18 protein-coding genes and 3 tRNA genes are annotated in these 17339 nt (G+C 28.8%); all 21 read left to right on the top strand.

What is annotated here, in order from left to right:
- Window positions 1–349, top strand: a 349-nt coding sequence (locus HMPREF9709_RS09795; RefSeq protein WP_005398192.1) for a Cna B-type domain-containing protein, incomplete at its 5' end; no start/stop codon positions are given.
- Window positions 350–561: 212 nt separating this feature from the next.
- On the top strand, window positions 562–786 hold the full coding sequence (locus tag HMPREF9709_RS04175; RefSeq protein ID WP_005398191.1) for an ATP-binding protein: 225 nt from the start codon (window positions 562–564) through the stop codon (window positions 784–786).
- Window positions 787–818: 32 nt separating this feature from the next.
- Complete coding sequence (locus tag HMPREF9709_RS04170; protein WP_083831368.1) at window positions 819–1205, top strand: DUF234 domain-containing protein; 387 nt, start codon at window positions 819–821, stop codon at window positions 1203–1205.
- 201 nt (window positions 1206–1406) lie between these two features.
- A complete protein-coding gene (locus tag HMPREF9709_RS04165; RefSeq protein ID WP_005398188.1) occupies window positions 1407–1685 on the top strand; it encodes a hypothetical protein in 279 nt (92 codons plus the stop codon).
- Window positions 1686–1912: 227 nt separating this feature from the next.
- Window positions 1913–2908, top strand: a complete 996-nt coding sequence (gap, locus tag HMPREF9709_RS04160; protein ID WP_005398187.1) for a type I glyceraldehyde-3-phosphate dehydrogenase — start codon at window positions 1913–1915, stop codon at window positions 2906–2908.
- Window positions 2909–3015: 107 nt separating this feature from the next.
- Window positions 3016–3864 carry an SDR family oxidoreductase gene (locus HMPREF9709_RS04155; RefSeq protein WP_005398186.1) on the top strand — a complete coding sequence of 283 codons (849 nt, stop codon included), beginning with the start codon at window positions 3016–3018 and terminating at the stop codon, window positions 3862–3864.
- 1 nt (window position 3865) lies between these two features.
- On the top strand, window positions 3866–5152 hold the full coding sequence (locus tag HMPREF9709_RS04150; protein ID WP_005398185.1) for a dicarboxylate/amino acid:cation symporter: 1287 nt from the start codon (window positions 3866–3868) through the stop codon (window positions 5150–5152).
- A gap of 131 nt (window positions 5153–5283) precedes the next feature.
- Window positions 5284–5360 (top strand) — tRNA-Met (locus tag HMPREF9709_RS04145).
- 4 nt (window positions 5361–5364) lie between these two features.
- Window positions 5365–5439: transfer RNA gene (locus HMPREF9709_RS04140), tRNA-Gly, on the top strand.
- A 79-nt stretch (window positions 5440–5518) separates the two neighbouring features.
- A tRNA-Arg gene (locus tag HMPREF9709_RS04135) sits at window positions 5519–5595 on the top strand.
- A 710-nt stretch (window positions 5596–6305) separates the two neighbouring features.
- Window positions 6306–7244 (top strand): L-lactate dehydrogenase, encoded by a 939-nt coding sequence (locus HMPREF9709_RS04130; RefSeq protein ID WP_005398184.1) that lies wholly within the window; start codon window positions 6306–6308, stop codon window positions 7242–7244.
- 108 nt (window positions 7245–7352) lie between these two features.
- A complete protein-coding gene (locus HMPREF9709_RS04125) occupies window positions 7353–8066 on the top strand; it encodes a hypothetical protein (protein ID WP_005398183.1) in 714 nt (237 codons plus the stop codon).
- Window positions 8066–8560 (top strand): crossover junction endodeoxyribonuclease RuvC, encoded by a 495-nt coding sequence (gene ruvC, locus HMPREF9709_RS04120; RefSeq protein ID WP_005398182.1) that lies wholly within the window; start codon window positions 8066–8068, stop codon window positions 8558–8560. Before HMPREF9709_RS04125 ends, ruvC begins: the two co-directional genes overlap by 1 nt.
- 2 nt (window positions 8561–8562) lie before the next feature.
- Window positions 8563–9150 (top strand): Holliday junction branch migration protein RuvA, encoded by a 588-nt coding sequence (gene ruvA, locus HMPREF9709_RS04115; protein WP_005398181.1) that lies wholly within the window; start codon window positions 8563–8565, stop codon window positions 9148–9150.
- Between the two features lies 1 nt (window position 9151).
- Window positions 9152–10156, top strand: coding sequence for a Holliday junction branch migration DNA helicase RuvB (gene ruvB, locus HMPREF9709_RS04110; RefSeq protein ID WP_005398177.1), 1005 nt, complete (start codon window positions 9152–9154; stop codon window positions 10154–10156).
- Window positions 10156–11178, top strand: coding sequence for a tRNA preQ1(34) S-adenosylmethionine ribosyltransferase-isomerase QueA (gene queA, locus HMPREF9709_RS04105; protein WP_005398175.1), 1023 nt, complete (start codon window positions 10156–10158; stop codon window positions 11176–11178). The genes ruvB and queA overlap by 1 nt, the downstream gene beginning before the upstream one ends.
- 10 nt (window positions 11179–11188) lie before the next feature.
- Window positions 11189–12310 carry a tRNA guanosine(34) transglycosylase Tgt gene (gene tgt / locus HMPREF9709_RS04100; RefSeq protein WP_005398174.1) on the top strand — a complete coding sequence of 374 codons (1122 nt, stop codon included), beginning with the start codon at window positions 11189–11191 and terminating at the stop codon, window positions 12308–12310.
- Window positions 12311–12922, top strand: coding sequence for a preprotein translocase subunit YajC (yajC, locus tag HMPREF9709_RS09570; protein ID WP_005398172.1), 612 nt, complete (start codon window positions 12311–12313; stop codon window positions 12920–12922). It begins immediately after the preceding gene.
- 60 nt (window positions 12923–12982) lie between these two features.
- Window positions 12983–14725 (top strand): single-stranded-DNA-specific exonuclease RecJ, encoded by a 1743-nt coding sequence (recJ, locus tag HMPREF9709_RS04090; protein WP_005398168.1) that lies wholly within the window; start codon window positions 12983–12985, stop codon window positions 14723–14725.
- 1 nt (window position 14726) lies between these two features.
- Window positions 14727–16886 carry a RelA/SpoT family protein gene (locus HMPREF9709_RS04085; RefSeq protein WP_005398167.1) on the top strand — a complete coding sequence of 720 codons (2160 nt, stop codon included), beginning with the start codon at window positions 14727–14729 and terminating at the stop codon, window positions 16884–16886.
- Complete coding sequence (gene dtd, locus HMPREF9709_RS04080) at window positions 16883–17332, top strand: D-aminoacyl-tRNA deacylase (protein WP_005398166.1); 450 nt, start codon at window positions 16883–16885, stop codon at window positions 17330–17332. The genes HMPREF9709_RS04085 and dtd overlap by 4 nt, the downstream gene beginning before the upstream one ends.
- Window positions 17333–17339 lie beyond the last annotated feature (7 nt).

Here is a 17339-nt window from a genome sequence, read left to right as displayed (position 1 = left end):
AACAAGCATAAGTATAGTACTTCTAGCAGATGGTGAAGAAACTGATCAAAAATTAGTATTAACTAAAGAAAATAATTGGTCAGGACAATTTACAGGCCTTGACGAATACAAGGACGGTAAGAAGATTGTATATACCATAAGAGAAGAAAAGGTTAAAGGTTATACAAGTGAAATCACTGGTAACCAAGAAGATAGTTTTGTTGTAACTAATAGACATAAACCAAAGACACCACCGAAAACACCAAATACAGGTGATGATACAAATATCGTTTTATATGCAGGTGTTGGATTAGTTGGGGTAATAGTATTATTATTTATTAGCTACAAAAAAAAAGAAATAAATAATTGATTTCATAAAAGTCTTTTTCTATTTGAATAATTTTATTGAAAAACAATTCAACACACAAATTTTCCTATTCTCCTTAAATAGGTTCATCAATATCTGGTGCAAATTACCTCACAACAGATAGCGATGAATAAATATAGCATAAGTTAAATTATCATAATTTAACTTATGCTAATTTATTATATATTATTATCTTAATAAGAAAGGGGTGAATTATGAAATTCTTTGCTAGACAAAACGAATTAGCAGAGTTAGATAAAGCATATAAGTCTAATAAATTTGAATTAACAGTTATATATGGAAGAAGACGAGTTTGTAAGACGTATTTGATGCAAAAATACATTGAAGATAAAGATAATATTTATTATATGGCTAGTCAAACGGGTGATTTAAATTTGGAACTATTATCAATTTTAGTGAATGAAAAAATAGGGTTTTGAAATAACAAACCAATCTATAAAGGTTATCTTACATTATTTCAAGCGATTGGAAGACTTGCGCAAAAAAAAAGATATATGGAGAATTTGTAAAAGAAGGTTTACCTAATTTTATGGGGGAAAGCTTTGAGGAAATCTCATATGAATTTTTGGAATATATTAATAAAGAGTCAAAACTTCCTGGTTATGTTCTTTCATATGGTAGATGGTGTGGAATTAATCCCATTGAAAAACAAGAAGAAGAGATTGATTTAAGAGGAGAGGGAAGAAATTTTTCTATTTACGGGGAATTTAAATGGAGAAATAGAGATTTTGAGATAAAAGAATTAGAAAAATTAATATATAAAAATAAATTCACCCCAATAAATCAATCAAATCCTTACTATTTGATAATTACGAAGAAAAATTTTCAGACGAAGTAAAAAAAGCAATTAATGAAAATGAAAAAATATTAGGATTACTTTTTAATAAGATTTTTAGATTATTTTATTGTTAATATAACATTGAATAATTTCCTTTACATTTAGATAAAATCTAACTATAATATTAATAAAACTAAATAATATAGTAATAATATAAAAATATAATCTTAAAATTACATAATAGAGTAAGGAGGTTATAATATGTGGATAGCATTTGGAATAATTTCAGTTATTTTTGCTATATTAAATATTGCGTATGCATTCCAAAATAAAGAGGCAGAATGGTTTAGATTTTTGAGTATTTCATTCACAGCTCTAACTGTATGTTCTTTTTATGCTGAAAGTTCAAAATTTGTAACAAAAAAAGATTGGTCAGGTTTAATGGATACTATGCCTATTATAAATGTTGTATTGTGGATATGTATAATTTTATCTATAGCTATTAACTCTATATCAATTGTAAAAAAAGTAAATAGATAAACTCTATAAAATATATTTAGAAAAAAGTTAAATAATACATTTTAGTGTCTTTTATAAAATATAAAACATAAAATTAATAATTTTTTGTAGAAAAAAACAATTTTTGATAAGAAATTGTTAAAAGTTTCATAAAAATTTTGTAAAATTCGGCAAAAATGTATATAATTAGTATGAGTGATTAATACTCAAAAATGTTAATTGAATTAATAATCAAAAGGAGAGAATTTATGTCAATTAAATTAGCAATTAATGGTTTTGGACGTATTGGACGTTTAGCATTAAGAAGAATCTTAGAATCAGATACAGAATTAGAAGTTGTCGCAATTAACGACTTAACTAATAATGATGATTTAGCTTATCTATTAAAATATGATACAGCACAAGGAAGATTCCCATACTCAGTATCAGTAGAAAATGATGACTTAGTAGTAGATGGAAAAGCAATTAAATCATATGCTGAAAAAGATGCTTCACAATTACCTTGGAAAGAATTAGACATCGATATCGTATTAGAATGTACTGGATTCTACACATCAGTAGAAAAAGCACAAGCTCATATTGATGCAGGTGCTAAAAGAGTTCTAATTTCTGCACCAGCTAAAGGTGATTTAAAAACAATCGTATTTGGTGTAAATAATGACATCTTAACAGCTGAAGATAAAATTGTTTCTGCAGCTTCATGTACAACAAACTGTTTAGCACCAATGGTAAATGTATTAGATAAAGAATTTGGTGTTGATAGAGCTTTAATGTCAACAATTCACGCTTATACAGCTACACAAGGTACACAAGATGCACCAGGTGGAAGAAAATCAAGAGCTGCTGCACAAAACATCATTCCAGCATCAACAGGTGCTGCAAAAGCTGTAGGTAAAGTAATTCCTTCAGTAAACGGCAGAATTGATGGTACAGCATTAAGAGTTCCTGTAATCACAGGTTCAGTTGTAGAATTATACTCAGTATTGAAAAAAGAAGTTACAATTGAAGAAGTTAACGAAGCAATGAAGAAATATACAAATGACGCATTCTTATATAACACAGATGAAATTGTATCATCTGATATTATTGGTGTGCCAGCTGGATCAATCTTTGATGCTACACAAACTAACTTAATGGTTGGCGAAAATGGCGAACAATTAGTTAAAACTGTAGCTTGGTATGATAATGAATATGGTTTCACAGGAAACATGATCAGAACATTAGAATACATGGCAAACTTATAAGATAAAGTATAATTCAAAATCTATTGAGGGAAACTTCAATAGATTTTTTTATTTAAATAAATTTTTGGGTATATTTGTAGAAAATATTATTTTGAAAGAGGTGTGATATGGATAGATTTGATAAAGTATGGTTAATTGGTCGAAAAAGTAGACTAGGTTCTGCAATAGAAAATATTATTTCCAAAACAGATTATCATTTAATTAGTACTGATAAAGATGATGTTGATATTGAGAAATTAGATGAAGTTAAAAAATTTGTTGATTCAATTAAACCAAGCATTATTATAAATTGTGCATCAATTAGTGATAGACAATATTGTGAAGATCACGAGGTGGAAGCATATAGATTACATGCTATTGGTGCAAGGAATCTTGCCATTGCATCTCAAGCATATGATTCCCATTTAATATATTTATCTACTGATTTTGTTTTTGATGGAAAATCAAATAAACCATATAACGAATTTGATTTAACTAATCCAACTACTGTATATGGAAAATCTAAATTAGCAGGTGAAAATTTTGTAAAAAATTTATCTACAAGATATACAATACTACGAAGCTCATGGTTGTATGGTAAAAAATATTTATCAAAAATAAAAAAAGAAGCTGAGACAACAGGACAAGTAAAAATTTCAAAAACTATTGTTGGTAGTCCTACTAGTTCATTAGAAGCTGCAGAAAAGATAATTGAATTTTTTGAAAATAGGGAATACGGTACATTTCATATTTCATGTAATGGAGAATGCACTTTTAAAGAATTTGTTGAAGAGTTTTTAACTAATATAAATGTAAATGCGGATATCATTGAGCAAGATGTACCTTCGGATTTTGAAATACTTAGGCCGACATATTCTTCATTAGATAATTTTATGCTTAGATTAGTAGAAATTGATGATATGAAAAATTGGAAGGATGGTCTGCACAGATTTATAAGAGAAAGAAAGATAGGCTGATATGAAAAAATTGAAAAAAAGAAGTATAACATTCTACATATTTTTAGGTTTAATTTTAGGTGCACTGACTGGGGTTTTAATGCATTATTTTGTGCCTGCAAGTACCTTACGAGATAAATACATTATAGATGGAGTTTTTTATATTGTTGGTCAAGCATTTATGAGACTTTTACAAATGCTTGTTGTTCCACTAGTATTTTTCTCTCTTTCAACTGGAGCTCTAGCCATGGGTGATACTGCCAGCTTGGGAAGAGTAGGCATTAAGACTTTATTGATGTATTTATTTACCACTGCATCTGCAATTGCATTAGCTTTATTTATAGCTAAAATAATTAATCCTGGAGTAGGCATAAGTCTATCTTCTGCGGCTGAGCAGTCACCAGAAATAGGGAATGCTCCTTCATTTAAAGAAACAATTTTAAATATTATACCGACAAATCCGATTGCTGCATTAGCAAATGGAGAAATGTTACAAGTAATTGTGTTTGCATTATTAGTAGGGATAATTGTTGGTCAATTACCACAAAAACTATCTACTTTTTCAAATTTTCTTGAAGAAGGAAATGATTTAATGATGAGAATGACATCTATCGTCATGAAGTTTGCCCCATTAGGCATTTTCGCACTTATTTCAAGAACATTTGCACAATTAGGTTTTGATACATTCCTACCAATGCTTACATATATGGTGTCAGTATTATTAGGTTTAGTTGCACAAGTCATTGTAGTTTATATACCAATGCTTATAATTTTAACAAGATTAAATCCTATGCCTCTATTTAGAAAAATAGTTCCTGTAGCGACTTTTGGTTTTTCATCAGCTTCATCAGGTGCGACAATACCTGTCACTCTTAAACAAACAGATGAAATGGGAATACCAAGAAAAATTTCTGCATTTACTATTCCGCTTGGTGCTACAGTAAATATGGATGGTACTGCCATTATGCAAGGTGTTGCGGTAATATTTGTTGCTAATGCTTATGGTATACCACTTACAATGTCTGATTTTATGACAGTAATCTTTACAGCAACTTTAGCTTCTGTAGGTGCAGCAGGTGTACCCGGAGTTGGTCTTATAACATTATCAATGGTATTATCTTCTGTTGGGTTGCCAGTGGAGGGTATAGCTATGATTATGGGGATTGACAGAATTTTAGATATGGCAAGAACAGCAATAAATATTATTGGTGATGTGATCGTAACATTGATATGTGCGAAGACGGAAAAACAATTAGATGAAAAACAATACTATTCAAGTGTAACAGTTGATGCTAATGAAGAATTTTAAATATATATTGTTATCAGAAGATATCTATTTTTAGCAATTTTAATTTCAACTAAAACAATAAATAAAAAATATTAGAAAAATATTTGACAAAAGTATATTGTGGTGGTAGTATATTTATGTTGCTAAAAATTGGCGGTGTAGCTCAGTTGGCTAGAGCATACGGTTCATACCCGTAGTGTCGGCAGTTCAAATCTGTCCACCGCTACCAATTTGCGGAAATGGCTCAGAGGTAGAGCATCGCCTTGCCAAGGCGAGGGTCGCGAGTTCGAATCTCGTTTTCCGCTCCACTAAAGCATCAATTGAAAGATTGATGCTTTTTGTTTTATTTGTGTGTGTTAGTACAATTTTATAACAGTACAATAACAAGTGTCATTAGCTCAGCTGGATAGAGCGTCTGGCTACGGACCAGAAGGTCGAGGGTTCGAATCCTTTATGACACGCCAACTAAGAGGACTTTTACAAAAAAAGATTTTTTGTAAAGGTCCTTTTTAAATTGATAATTTAATAGAAAATGTAAAATATTATGTGAGTATTATTCGAAATAATCATTTATGATTTGATGTTAATTTACTTGGTTATTCTAGAATCTTTATTTTACCAAGTAGTAAATATCATATAATTACTTGGCAAATTTAGAAATACAATTTTACCAAGTAGTAAAATTTGAAAAATTACTTGGTATATTTAAAATATTGATTTACCCAAGTAATTTTTTTAACATATATTAGAAAATTTACTTGGGTATTTTACAATTCGAAAATAGCCTAGTAATTTGAAAGAAAATAATACTTGGTAATTTTGAATAATCTGAATTTACCAAGTAAATTAGATAAAATTATTACTTTGTAAAATTTAAAAAGGATAAATTACCAAGTAAATTCAAAGTTAACCTCAATATTTTTAAGATATTCTTTCACCATATTATGTATTTCAATAAAGAGATTTTCATCTGTAAATGTGAAAAAGTTTCAGCCATAACCAAATCCACAAATAAATTTTTTATTAGTAAATTTTCGTATTATGAATTATAATATAAATAATACAAGAGATTTAATATAAATTATTTGGTTATAATATTAACATTTTGTGATTTTAATCACTTAAAAATATATAATAAAGATGTAAAATATATTTATAAAACATAGGAGGCGGTATGAAGAAAAGCAAGATTATTTTAATTGGTGATGGTGCGGTTGGTTCTAGTTATGCTTTTGCATGTACTTTATTAGGAGTTGGTAGAGAGATTGGTATTATTGATATGAATGCAGATAAAGCAGAAGGGGATGCAATGGATTTATCTGATGCTCTTTCATTTACTGCTCCAAAAGATATTTATAGTGCAACTTATGATGATTGTGAAGATGCAGAAATAGTTGTAATTACAGCTGGGGTTGCACAAAAGCAAGGAGAAACTAGATTAGAATTAGTAGATAGAAACTTAAAAATATTTAAGAGTATAGTAGATAAAGTAGTAAGTTCAGGATTTAATGGTATATTTTTAGTTGCTACAAATCCAGTTGATATAATGACTTATGCAACTTGGAGATTTTCTGGATTTAATGCTAATAGAGTAATCGGTACTGGTACAGTTCTTGATTCTTCAAGATTTAGAAAAGAAATTGCAGAATTGACAAAAGTAGATCCTAGATCTGTACATGCTTATATTATGGGAGAACACGGAGACAGTGAGTTTCCTGTGTGGTCACATGCAAATATTGGTGGATTACCTCTAGACGATTGGATACAAACAAATTCTGTCGATGAAGAAGTTTTGTTACATTCATTTAACAAAGTAAAAAATGCTGCTTATGAAATTATTAATAGAAAAGGTGCAACATTTTATGGTATAGCAGCTGCAATGGCTTACCTAACAAAAGCTATCTTAAACAACGAAAATAGCATATACTCCGTATCTTCGTTTTTAAGAGGCGAATATGGTGTAAGCGATATCTATATCGGGGTACCTGCAATAATCAATTCTAACGGTATAAAAAACGTGTTAGAGATACCTTTAACTGATACCGAGAAGGAAAGAATGGACGAATCTTCTAGAATAATTAAGGAAATTATTGATGCTTCTTTTAATAGATAATTTGTAGAAAAAAGTCTAAATTTTTTAGACTTTTTTTTATTTTAAATAGAATTTTAAATGCATTTATAGTATAATTCTAAGTACGAAATAATTACGAGGGGGGTAATCATGCAAGAAAATAATTTGGATTTTGAACAAAGTTTAGAATATCAATTTTTATATAACGATGACCCAGATTCCATTTTCTTGTTATTATCCTGGCTTGAAAATAAACATGTGGGAGATAATCTTGTACCTAAATATAGTGTTACAAAAGCATTACTAACAGGACTAAGAAGAAGTATAAGGGGGAGAAAAGATAAAAAATCTATTGTAGATGCTATTAGTAAATTAATTAGTGATGATTTAAATAGATTAGAATTAGCATTTACTATAAAGGCATATAGAAATGCTTATTATAGTGTAGATTTAATTGATAAATTAGAAAGATTGGCAATTAAACTTTATACTCCACAAGAATTATCAAACATGAAATATCTATTCCAAGACTCACAAAACCCTAAAGTTTTGAAGTTTAAAGAAGATGTTAAAAAAGAATTATTAAAAAATAAAGTAATATTTAACAATGAATATCATATAAATAATTTTTTAGATAACAATATTAAGAAGAAGTTTTTCAGAGTTAATTTCTATATGGATAAACAAGTTGTTGTTGACTATCAAAATACCGACATATTAACATTAGAAGGTAAAAACCTTACAATTAATGAACTTCAACATATATATTCCAAAGCGAAGTTTTATATTAACAGAGCGATGGGAGAAGCTTATTTCAATCAATTTTGGTGTTCATTAAATGATTCGGTGTTAAGTAGGTATTAATGATTATATTAGGTATTGATCCTGGGATTGCTATTGTCGGTTATGGTATAATAGAAAAAGAAGGTAGTAAAATAAAGATGTTAGAGTATGGTAGTATTCAAACAGATTCAAATTTAAGCACTCAGGTAAGATTAGAAATTATATATAATGAAATGATAGGTATTATAAAACAATTTAAGCCTGATGAAATTGCTTATGAAAAGTTATTTCATCAAAACAACTCAAAAACTTTTATTAATGTGAGTCAGGCTAGAGGTGTAGAAATTTTAGCTGGACAAATTAATAATATTGACTTATATGAATACACACCATTACAAATAAAAACATCACTTACAGGCTATGGAAGGGCTGTAAAAAAACAAGTACAAGAAAGTGTTAAGAGAATTTTAAATCTTTCAGATATTCCAAAACCTGATGATGCTGCAGATGCGTTAGCGATTGCAATTTGTCATTGTTTTAATAATAAAATGAAAGATTTATATAAAATGGAGTAGAAATGTTTTCATATATTATCGGTGAATTAAAAATAATTAAAGAAGAATTTATTGTTATAGAAAATAATAATATTGGCTATAAAATTTATATGCCACAAAATAGCATTTCTAAATTAATCAAAAATGAAGTTTATAAAATTTTTACTGAATTTATCGTAAGAGAAGATGCGGTATTATTGTATGGATTTTTAGATGATGATGAATTAGAAATGTTTTTAAGTTTAAAACAAGTTTCTGGTATAGGGCCAAAAGCTGCTCTTTCAATATTATCAACTTTAACAGTGCAAGAAATTAAATTAGCAATTATAGGAAATGAAGTTAAAGAGCTTTCTAGAGCACCCGGAGTTGGTACAAAAACAGCAAGTAGAATTATTTTAGAGTTAACAGATAAAATAGATATAGATAGTATCGTATCACCTGACAATGATTTTGAGGTTGATAATACTAAAAATGAAGATTATGATATAGCTGTTGATGCACTTATGAATCTTGGATATACAAGACAAGATGCGGTAAATGCATTAAAAGAAGTTGATTTTTCAAATCTTTCATTATCAGAGATAATTAAACAAGCATTGAAGAGGATATAGTATGTCAGAAAATAGAATTGTTGGTTCAAGTACAATTAACGATGAAAAGACAAATGAATATACTTTAAGGCCGAGATGGTTAAATGAATATATTGGGCAAGATAAGGTTAAAGAAAAGCTAAATGTATTTATAGAAGCTGCAAAAAAGAGAAATGATTCATTAGATCACGTGCTTTTACAAGGACCTCCAGGACTTGGAAAAACGACATTATCCAATATAATTGGTAATGAATTAGGTGTAAAAGTAAAGATTACATCTGGTCCTGCGATAACAAGACCGGGAGATTTAGCGAGCATATTAACTAATTTAGATAATTTTGATGTCTTGTTTATAGATGAAATTCATAGAATTAACAAGACTGTTGAAGAAGTGTTATACTCTGCAATGGAAGATTTTGCTTTAGATATTATTGTAGGTAAGGGACCTTCAGCGCAATCTTTAAGAATAGATCTTGAAAGATTTACATTAATTGGTGCGACAACTAAAGCTGGTATGATATCTTCACCATTGAGGGATAGATTTGGTGTACAACTTGAATTAGATCTTTATGATAATAATCAATTAGCTCATATTATTGAGAGATCAAGCGATATTTTAGAAGTTGCAATTGAGAAAGAAGCAGCTATTGAAATAGGGAGCAGATCAAGAGGTACTCCAAGAATTGCAAATAGACTTTTAAAGAGAGTTAGAGATTATGCTCAAATTAAAGGCGATGGAGAAATAGACTTAGAAATAGCTAAAGAAGCATTGGATTTTCTTGAAGTTGATTCAATGGGACTTGATAAATTAGATAAAAAAATAGTTGAGACTATAGCTGAAAATTTCAATGGTGGTCCTGTTGGATTGGATACTATTGCTGCAGCGACTGGTCAAGAATCAATTACAATTGAAGATGTGTACGAACCATATCTTTTACAAATTGGATTTTTAAATAGAACTCCAAGAGGACGTATGTTGACTAAAAAGGCATATGAACATTTTGGAATACCATATGGAGAAAAATGATGGAAACAAAAGATTTTGATTATGATTTAGATCCTTCTTTTATTGCACAACATCCAGAAGAAAAAAGAACCGAATCTAAATTAATGATATTAAATAGAAAAGACAATACTATTGAACATAAGCATTTTTATGACATTATAGATTATTTAAACCCTGGAGATTGTTTAGTTGTGAATAATTCAAGAGTAATCCCAGCTCGTCTATATGGACATAGAAAAGACAGAGAAGAAATGATTGAAGTATTTCTATTAAAAAATGTCGAAGATAAGAAATGGGAATGTCTTGTTAAACCAGGCAAAAAGATGAAAATGGATACCGAGATAATTTTTAGTGAAAAATTAAAAGCGAAAGTTATAGGTATAACTGACGAAGGGCATAGAATTTTAGATATGCAGTTTGATGGCATATTTAATGAAATATTAGAAGAAATTGGAAATATTCCTTTGCCACCATACATCACAGAAAAGCTTGAAGATAAATCGAAATATCAAACAGTTTATGCAAAACATGATGGTTCTGTGGCAGCTCCTACTGCAGGTTTACATTTTACAAAAGAATTATTAGAAAAAATTAAAGAAAAAGGGATTAAGATAGCATATGTAACACTTCATGTTGGTTTGGGGACATTTAAGCCTGTAAGTGATGATAAAATAGAAAATCATAAAATGCATAGTGAATACTACGTGCTAGATAAGGAAAATTCTGATATAATTAATAATACAAGAAAAAATAATGGCAGGGTAATTGCTGTAGGTACAACATCAGTAAGGACATTGGAATCAATAGCATTAAAATATGGTGAAATTAGACCAGATAACGATTGGACAGAGATATTTATATATCCTGGATATGAATTTAAAGTAATAGATGCAATGATTACAAATTTCCATTTACCAAAGTCAACATTAATCATGTTGGTTAGTTCATTTTATGATAGAGAAAATATTTTAAAAGCATATGAAGAAGCTAAATCAAACAATTATCGTTTCTTTAGTTTTGGAGATGCGATGTTTATAAATTAATAGGAGTGTTATGGCAGTTAAATATACATTAGAAAAAAAATCAAGTGAATGCGAGGCGAGAGCAGGGGTGATTTCAACACCTCATGGGGATATAAAGACACCTGTTTTCATGCCGGTTGGTACAAAAGCTACCGTTAAAACTATGACACCAGAAGAGCTTAAAGATTTAGGCGCTCAAATTATATTAGGTAATACTTATCATTTATTTTTAAGACCTGGCGATGAACTTATAAAAAAAGCGGGTGGTCTTCATAAATTCATGAATTGGGATAGACCAATTCTTACAGATAGTGGTGGATTTCAAGTATTTAGTTTATCTAATATAAACAAGATAACTGAAGAAGGTGTAGAGTTTAAATCTCATATCGATGGTTCAAGTCAATTTATATCACCAGAAAAGTCAATTAGCATTCAACAAAATCTTGGTTCTGACATTATGATGGCTTTTGATGAATGTGTAGATCCAAGTGCTACAAAAGAATATGTTGCACAATCTTTAGAAATGACTTTAAGATGGTTGGACAGATGTGTAGCATCACATACAAACAAAAATCAAGCTTTATTTGGTATAGTACAAGGTGGTTTATTTAAGGATTTAAGAAAAAGATCTGTTGAAGAAACAATAAAAAGAGATTGCCAAGGTTTTGCAATTGGTGGTTTAAGTGTTGGTGAAACAAAAGAAGAAATGATTGATATTTTGAGATTTACAACACCTTTACTTCCTGAAGATAAACCAAGATATAATATGGGGGTTGGTACTCCTGATTATCTATTTGAGTCAGTAGAAGCAGGTATTGACATGGCAGACTGTGTATTACCTACACGTATTGCTAGAAATGGTGCAGCAATGACATCAGAAGGTCAATTGAATATTAGAAATTCTAAATTCAAAGAAGACTTTACACCATTGGATCATGAATGTGATTGTTATACATGCAAAAACTACACTCGTGCATATATAAGACATCTTGTAAATGTAAATGAGATATTAGGAGCAAGATTGATAACATATCATAACCTATATTTCTTAACTCATTTAATGGATGAAATAAGACAATCAATAATTGAAGATAGATTTTTAGCATTTAAAAATGAATTTTATAACAAATATGGATATACAAAGGAGAAATAAATGTTTAATACAATTTTAGCAGCACAAGCAGGAAATCCGGGAGCACTTTATTCATCTTTATTTATGTTTGCCGCAGTAGGTTTAGCGTTTTACTTTTTAATAATTAAACCACAAAAGAAACAACAACAAGAGTATCAAAAAACTATGCAAAGCTTAAAAGTTGGAGATACCATTATTACAAGATCTGGTTTAAGAGGAAAGGTAATTGAATTAAACGATAAAACAATTATTGTGGAAACAGGTAAAAATAATACTCAATTAGAATTCTTAAAAGGCGCAATAAATCATATAGAAAATAATAGTGGAGAATATTCTTCAAATACTACAAACTTTGGAGATTCACCTGTTGGTGATTTAAGCTATGGTGAAGATGAAAGATTTATAAATAAATTAAATGAATTAAAAGAAGATGGTAAAGACTATGATTTATTATTAGAAGATGTTTTTGAATTTATTGTTGTAGAAAATGATACAGCAAGTATCTCAATTCAAAATAAATTTAGATTACCTGAAGAAAGAGTTAACAATATCTTAAGTCAATTAGAAGAACTTGGTATTGTTAGTGCTGAAGACGAATATGGTAAGAGAGAAATTTTAGTAGATCCAAGATAAAATAGTTATTAAAATGAAAAGTTTATGACTTTTCATTTTTTTATAAAAAAATGAGGGGAAATGGAAAACTGGTATATATTAAATAAGTTTGAAAATTTTAATTTAATAAAGGATAATACGAATTTAACAAGCATGCAAAAAATTATTCTTGCTAATAGAAATATAGTTGATGATTATTCGATTGAAACAATTTATAATCCGAAAATAGAAAATTTGCATAATCCACTTTTAATGCAAGATATGAAAAAAGCAGTGGATATATTATTTAATATAATGATGAATAATGGGAAAATAAGAATTGTAGGCGATTATGATCAAGATGGAGTAGCTGCTACCGTGATACTTTACAAAGGTCTTACAAATTTCTATGATAAAATTTCATATGCCATTCCGGATAGAATTGAGGATGGATATGGTTTAAATAAATCTATTGTAGATGATTGTATAGAAGATGGTATAGATTTGATAATAACCTGTGATAATGGTATTGCTGCGTTTGAATCAATCAAATATGCTAAAAAAAAAGGCATTACTGTTATAGTAACGGATCACCACGAAATTGTTAGAAAAGACGGAAAAGATATTTTGCCTGTAGCAGATGCGGTTATTAACCCACATAGAATGGATGATGATTATCCTTTTAGTGGAATTTGTGGAGCAGTGGTAGCGTATAAATTTATTGAAGCAGTTTATTTGCTTTATGGCAGTAAAATAGGTAAGTCTATTAAGGAAGTGTATGATTTATTACAATACGCAGCTTTAGGTACAGTTTGTGATATGATGAAATTGGTAGACGAAAATAGAATAATTGTCATAGAGGGTATTAATAGAATAAATAACAATCCTAATATTGGCTTAAAAATATTACTTCAAGAACTAAATTGGGAAAAAGAAGTTAACATATATGCTATTGGATTTTTAATTGGTCCTACAATCAATGCAAGTGGTAGGATATATACTGCGAAGCTTGGAGTAGAATTATTTTTAGAAAATGATTTAACAACTGTAAGAGAATATGCTAGAACTCTTGTTGAATTAAATAATGAAAGAAAAACGATGACGAATGATTCTGTAGCTACTGCGGTAAATAGGATACAATATGAAAAAATACATGAAAATGATATAATAATTCTATATGAAAATTCTATACACGAAAGTATATGTGGATTGGTTGCTGGTAGGATTAAAGATTTATTTAATAGGCCGACAATCATTCTTACAGATTCAAATGAAGTAGGGATAGTTAAAGGATCTGGAAGAAGTATTTCTGCATATAATATATTTGAAAACTTAAATGTGTATAGAGATCAATTTGTTTCTTTTGGTGGACATGCTATGGCTTGCGGTCTTAGTCTTTATAAAAAAGATTTGGGATATTTTATAAAAGAAATAAATGATAGAAGTGAGTTAAGGGAAGAAGATTTTGCAAAGAAAATTGATATTGATTATCCATTAGATTTTAGAAAAATAACGATTAGATTGATTAATCAAATAAACGAGTTAAAACCATATGGATTTGGATTTAGTGAACCTATATTTGCATCAAAAAAGGTAAATGTAAAATCCGTTGATATCATAGGAAAAAATAAAAATGTTTTAAGATTTTATTTTGAACAAAATGGTGTTAGCTTACAGGCTATAAGTTTTGATATAGTATACATTCAAAAAAATATTAATGAAAGTAAAAATATTATTGATATAAAAGATTTAGTTGGACAAAATGTTGATATAGTCTATAAATTAGATATCAATACATATAATGGATATAGTAATATACAATTAAATATAATAAGTATGAGGTAAAATGTTAGATAGAATAATTGAATCAATAAAAAAATATAATAAGAATCCAAATATAGAGCTAATTACAAAGGCGTATAATTTGGCGAAGGAAAAGCACAAGGGACAAGTGCGTAATTCTGGAGAGGAATATATCGTTCATCCTGTTGAAGTTTCAATTATTTTATCTACTCTAGAATTGGATGATGAAACAATTTGTGCAGGTTTAATGCATGATGTTTTAGAAGATACTGATTTTACACGTGAAGAAATGGCTCAAGAATTTGGAGATGAAATAACTGCACTTGTTGATGGCGTTACGAAATTAAAGAATCTTAAGTATAAGACAAAAGAAGAAACTCAAATAGAAAGTATCCGTAAAATGGTGCTTGCTATGGCTAATGACATAAGAGTTATAATTATTAAACTAGCCGATAGACTTCACAATATGAGAACATTAGAATACAAAGATAGGGATAAACAAATTTCAACTGCTAATGAAACACTTGAAATTTACGTACCTCTAGCTCATAGACTTGGTATTAACAGTATTAAATGGGAGCTTGAAGATTTATGTTTAAGATATATCGATCCTATTTCATATTATTCAGTTGCTCAACAGATTGATCAAAAAAGATCTGAAAGAGAAAAAATAATTGAAAAATTAATGCAAAAGTTAAGCGATGAATTAAAAAAAATAGATATAAAATTTACAATGACTGGCCGTCCAAAAGGGATTTATAGTATTTATAATAAGATGAAAAAGCAAGATACAAGTATTGATAATATATTTGATTTAATTGCTATAAGAGTTATTGTAAAAGATATTAATCAATGTTATGCGGTACTTGGTATAGTTCACAATCTTTGGAAACCAATTCCTGGTAGATTTAAAGATTATATTGCGATGCCTAAGCCAAATTTCTATCAATCATTGCATACAACAGTAATTGGAGAAAAGGGACAAATTTTTGAAGTTCAAATTAGAACAGAAGAAATGCACAAAAATGCAGAATTTGGTATTGCATCTCATTGGCAATATAAAGAGGGCAAAAAGAAAGTTTCTAATTTAGATAATAGATTAAATTGGATTCGTCAATTGATTGATTGGGGTAAAGACACCGGTGCATATGAGTTTATGGATGGTTTTAAGGGTGACCTTTTCAATGATGAAGTTTATGTATTTACTCCAAAAGGTGATGTAATTGATTTGAAAAAAGGTGCCACACCAATTGATTTTGCTTATAGAGTCCATTCAGAAGTTGGTGATAAATGTGTAGGTGCAAAAGTAAACGGTAAAATTCAACCACTAGATTATAAGTTAAAGACAGGCGATATAGTAACTGTTTTAACTTCAAAGAATTCAATTGGACCAAATCTTGATTGGCTTGATTATGTTGTTACATCTCATGCAAAAAATAAAATAAAAGCATTCTTTAAGAAAAAGACTAGAGATATTGATTTAGAATTAGGTAAAGAAATGCTTGAAAAAGAAGTTAAGAAGAGAGATTATGAGAGTTCTGATCTTCTTAAAAAAGATTGGTTATCTTCAATAGCTGAAAGATTAAATAATAACCCAAATATTGATAGCCTTTATAGCGCAATAGGTAATGGTGCTTTAAATGTAGAAACTGTAGTTAAAAGATTAATTACAAATTATGAAAAAGTCTATAAAATTGAAGAAAAAGATGAAAATATTGTAAATACATCTAAAGATAATGTTTCACTTAATAAAAATATTAATGATGGAATTGTTATAGATGATATTACTAATCTTGACTGTAAATTTGCGAAATGTTGTAATCCAGTGCCCGGGGATAAGGTAATTGGATATATAACTAATGGTCATGGCGTAACCATTCATAGAAGTAATTGTAAAAATATATTAAATCTACAAAATAAAGAAAGACTGATAGAAGTAAAATGGAATAAAAACGATGATTCACAATATCCAGTAAGTATTGTATTGGTTATTATGGACAAGACAGGTTATTTAGCTGATTTAACTAAAGTTTTATCAAAAGAAGGATTTGATATTGCTAGTATAAATTCAAAAATGAATGATAATGCTACAATTACAATCAATTTAAGCTTAATGGTAAAATCTGCAGAGGATGTTAAACGAATCCTTTCTGCAATACGTAAAGTAGATGGTACATTAAATGTTTATAGGGAGAGAAGTTGAGAGCGATAATACAAAGAGTAAATTCATCTAAATTGTATATTGACGGTGAAATTTATTCTCAAATTAAAAAGGGATATTTAGTTTTACTTGCAGTAAGTGAAGATGATGAAAAAAAAGATTTAGATTATATTGTAAAAAAAACTTTAGGTTTAAGGATCTTTGAAGATGAAAATGAAAAGATGAATTTATCTATAAAGGATGTAGAAGGTGAAATAATGATTGTTTCTCAATTTACATTATATGGAGATGCAAGAAAAGGTAATAGACCTAATTTTATGAAATCTGCTAAACACGAGAAAGCAGAATTGATGTATAATGAATTTATTGAATTAATTAAAAATGAAATAGAAATTGTAGAAACAGGAAAATTTGGAGCAAATATGGATATTGAGCTTATTAATAATGGACCTGTAACAATTCAACTCGACTCATCTAAAATATATTAAAAGATAA

Source organism: Helcococcus kunzii ATCC 51366 (genome assembly GCF_000245755.1).
Classification (GTDB): domain Bacteria; phylum Bacillota; class Clostridia; order Tissierellales; family Peptoniphilaceae; genus Helcococcus; species Helcococcus kunzii.
The sequence above is the reverse complement of the archived record's forward strand: the minus strand, read 5'-3'. Positions and strand labels throughout refer to the sequence as shown.

What these genes read in the sequence shown, in the direction of transcription:
- HMPREF9709_RS04175 (WP_005398191.1), top strand. Translation starts at nt 562, where the DNA reads ATGAAATTCTTTGCTAGACAAAACGAATTAGCAGAGTTAGATAAAGCA.
- HMPREF9709_RS04165 (WP_005398188.1), top strand. Translation starts at nt 1,407, where the DNA reads ATGTGGATAGCATTTGGAATAATTTCAGTTATTTTTGCTATATTAAAT.
- gap (WP_005398187.1), top strand. Translation starts at nt 1,913, where the DNA reads ATGTCAATTAAATTAGCAATTAATGGTTTTGGACGTATTGGACGTTTA.
- HMPREF9709_RS04155 (WP_005398186.1), top strand. Translation starts at nt 3,016, where the DNA reads ATGGATAGATTTGATAAAGTATGGTTAATTGGTCGAAAAAGTAGACTA.
- HMPREF9709_RS04150 (WP_005398185.1), top strand. Translation starts at nt 3,866, where the DNA reads ATGAAAAAATTGAAAAAAAGAAGTATAACATTCTACATATTTTTAGGT.
- HMPREF9709_RS04130 (WP_005398184.1), top strand. Translation starts at nt 6,306, where the DNA reads ATGAAGAAAAGCAAGATTATTTTAATTGGTGATGGTGCGGTTGGTTCT.
- HMPREF9709_RS04125 (WP_005398183.1), top strand. Translation starts at nt 7,353, where the DNA reads ATGCAAGAAAATAATTTGGATTTTGAACAAAGTTTAGAATATCAATTT.
- ruvC (WP_005398182.1), top strand. Translation starts at nt 8,066, where the DNA reads ATGATTATATTAGGTATTGATCCTGGGATTGCTATTGTCGGTTATGGT.
- ruvA (WP_005398181.1), top strand. Translation starts at nt 8,563, where the DNA reads ATGTTTTCATATATTATCGGTGAATTAAAAATAATTAAAGAAGAATTT.
- ruvB (WP_005398177.1), top strand. Translation starts at nt 9,152, where the DNA reads ATGTCAGAAAATAGAATTGTTGGTTCAAGTACAATTAACGATGAAAAG.
- queA (WP_005398175.1), top strand. Translation starts at nt 10,156, where the DNA reads ATGGAAACAAAAGATTTTGATTATGATTTAGATCCTTCTTTTATTGCA.
- tgt (WP_005398174.1), top strand. Translation starts at nt 11,189, where the DNA reads ATGGCAGTTAAATATACATTAGAAAAAAAATCAAGTGAATGCGAGGCG.
- yajC (WP_005398172.1), top strand. Translation starts at nt 12,311, where the DNA reads ATGTTTAATACAATTTTAGCAGCACAAGCAGGAAATCCGGGAGCACTT.
- recJ (WP_005398168.1), top strand. Translation starts at nt 12,983, where the DNA reads ATGGAAAACTGGTATATATTAAATAAGTTTGAAAATTTTAATTTAATA.
- HMPREF9709_RS04085 (WP_005398167.1), top strand. Translation starts at nt 14,727, where the DNA reads ATGTTAGATAGAATAATTGAATCAATAAAAAAATATAATAAGAATCCA.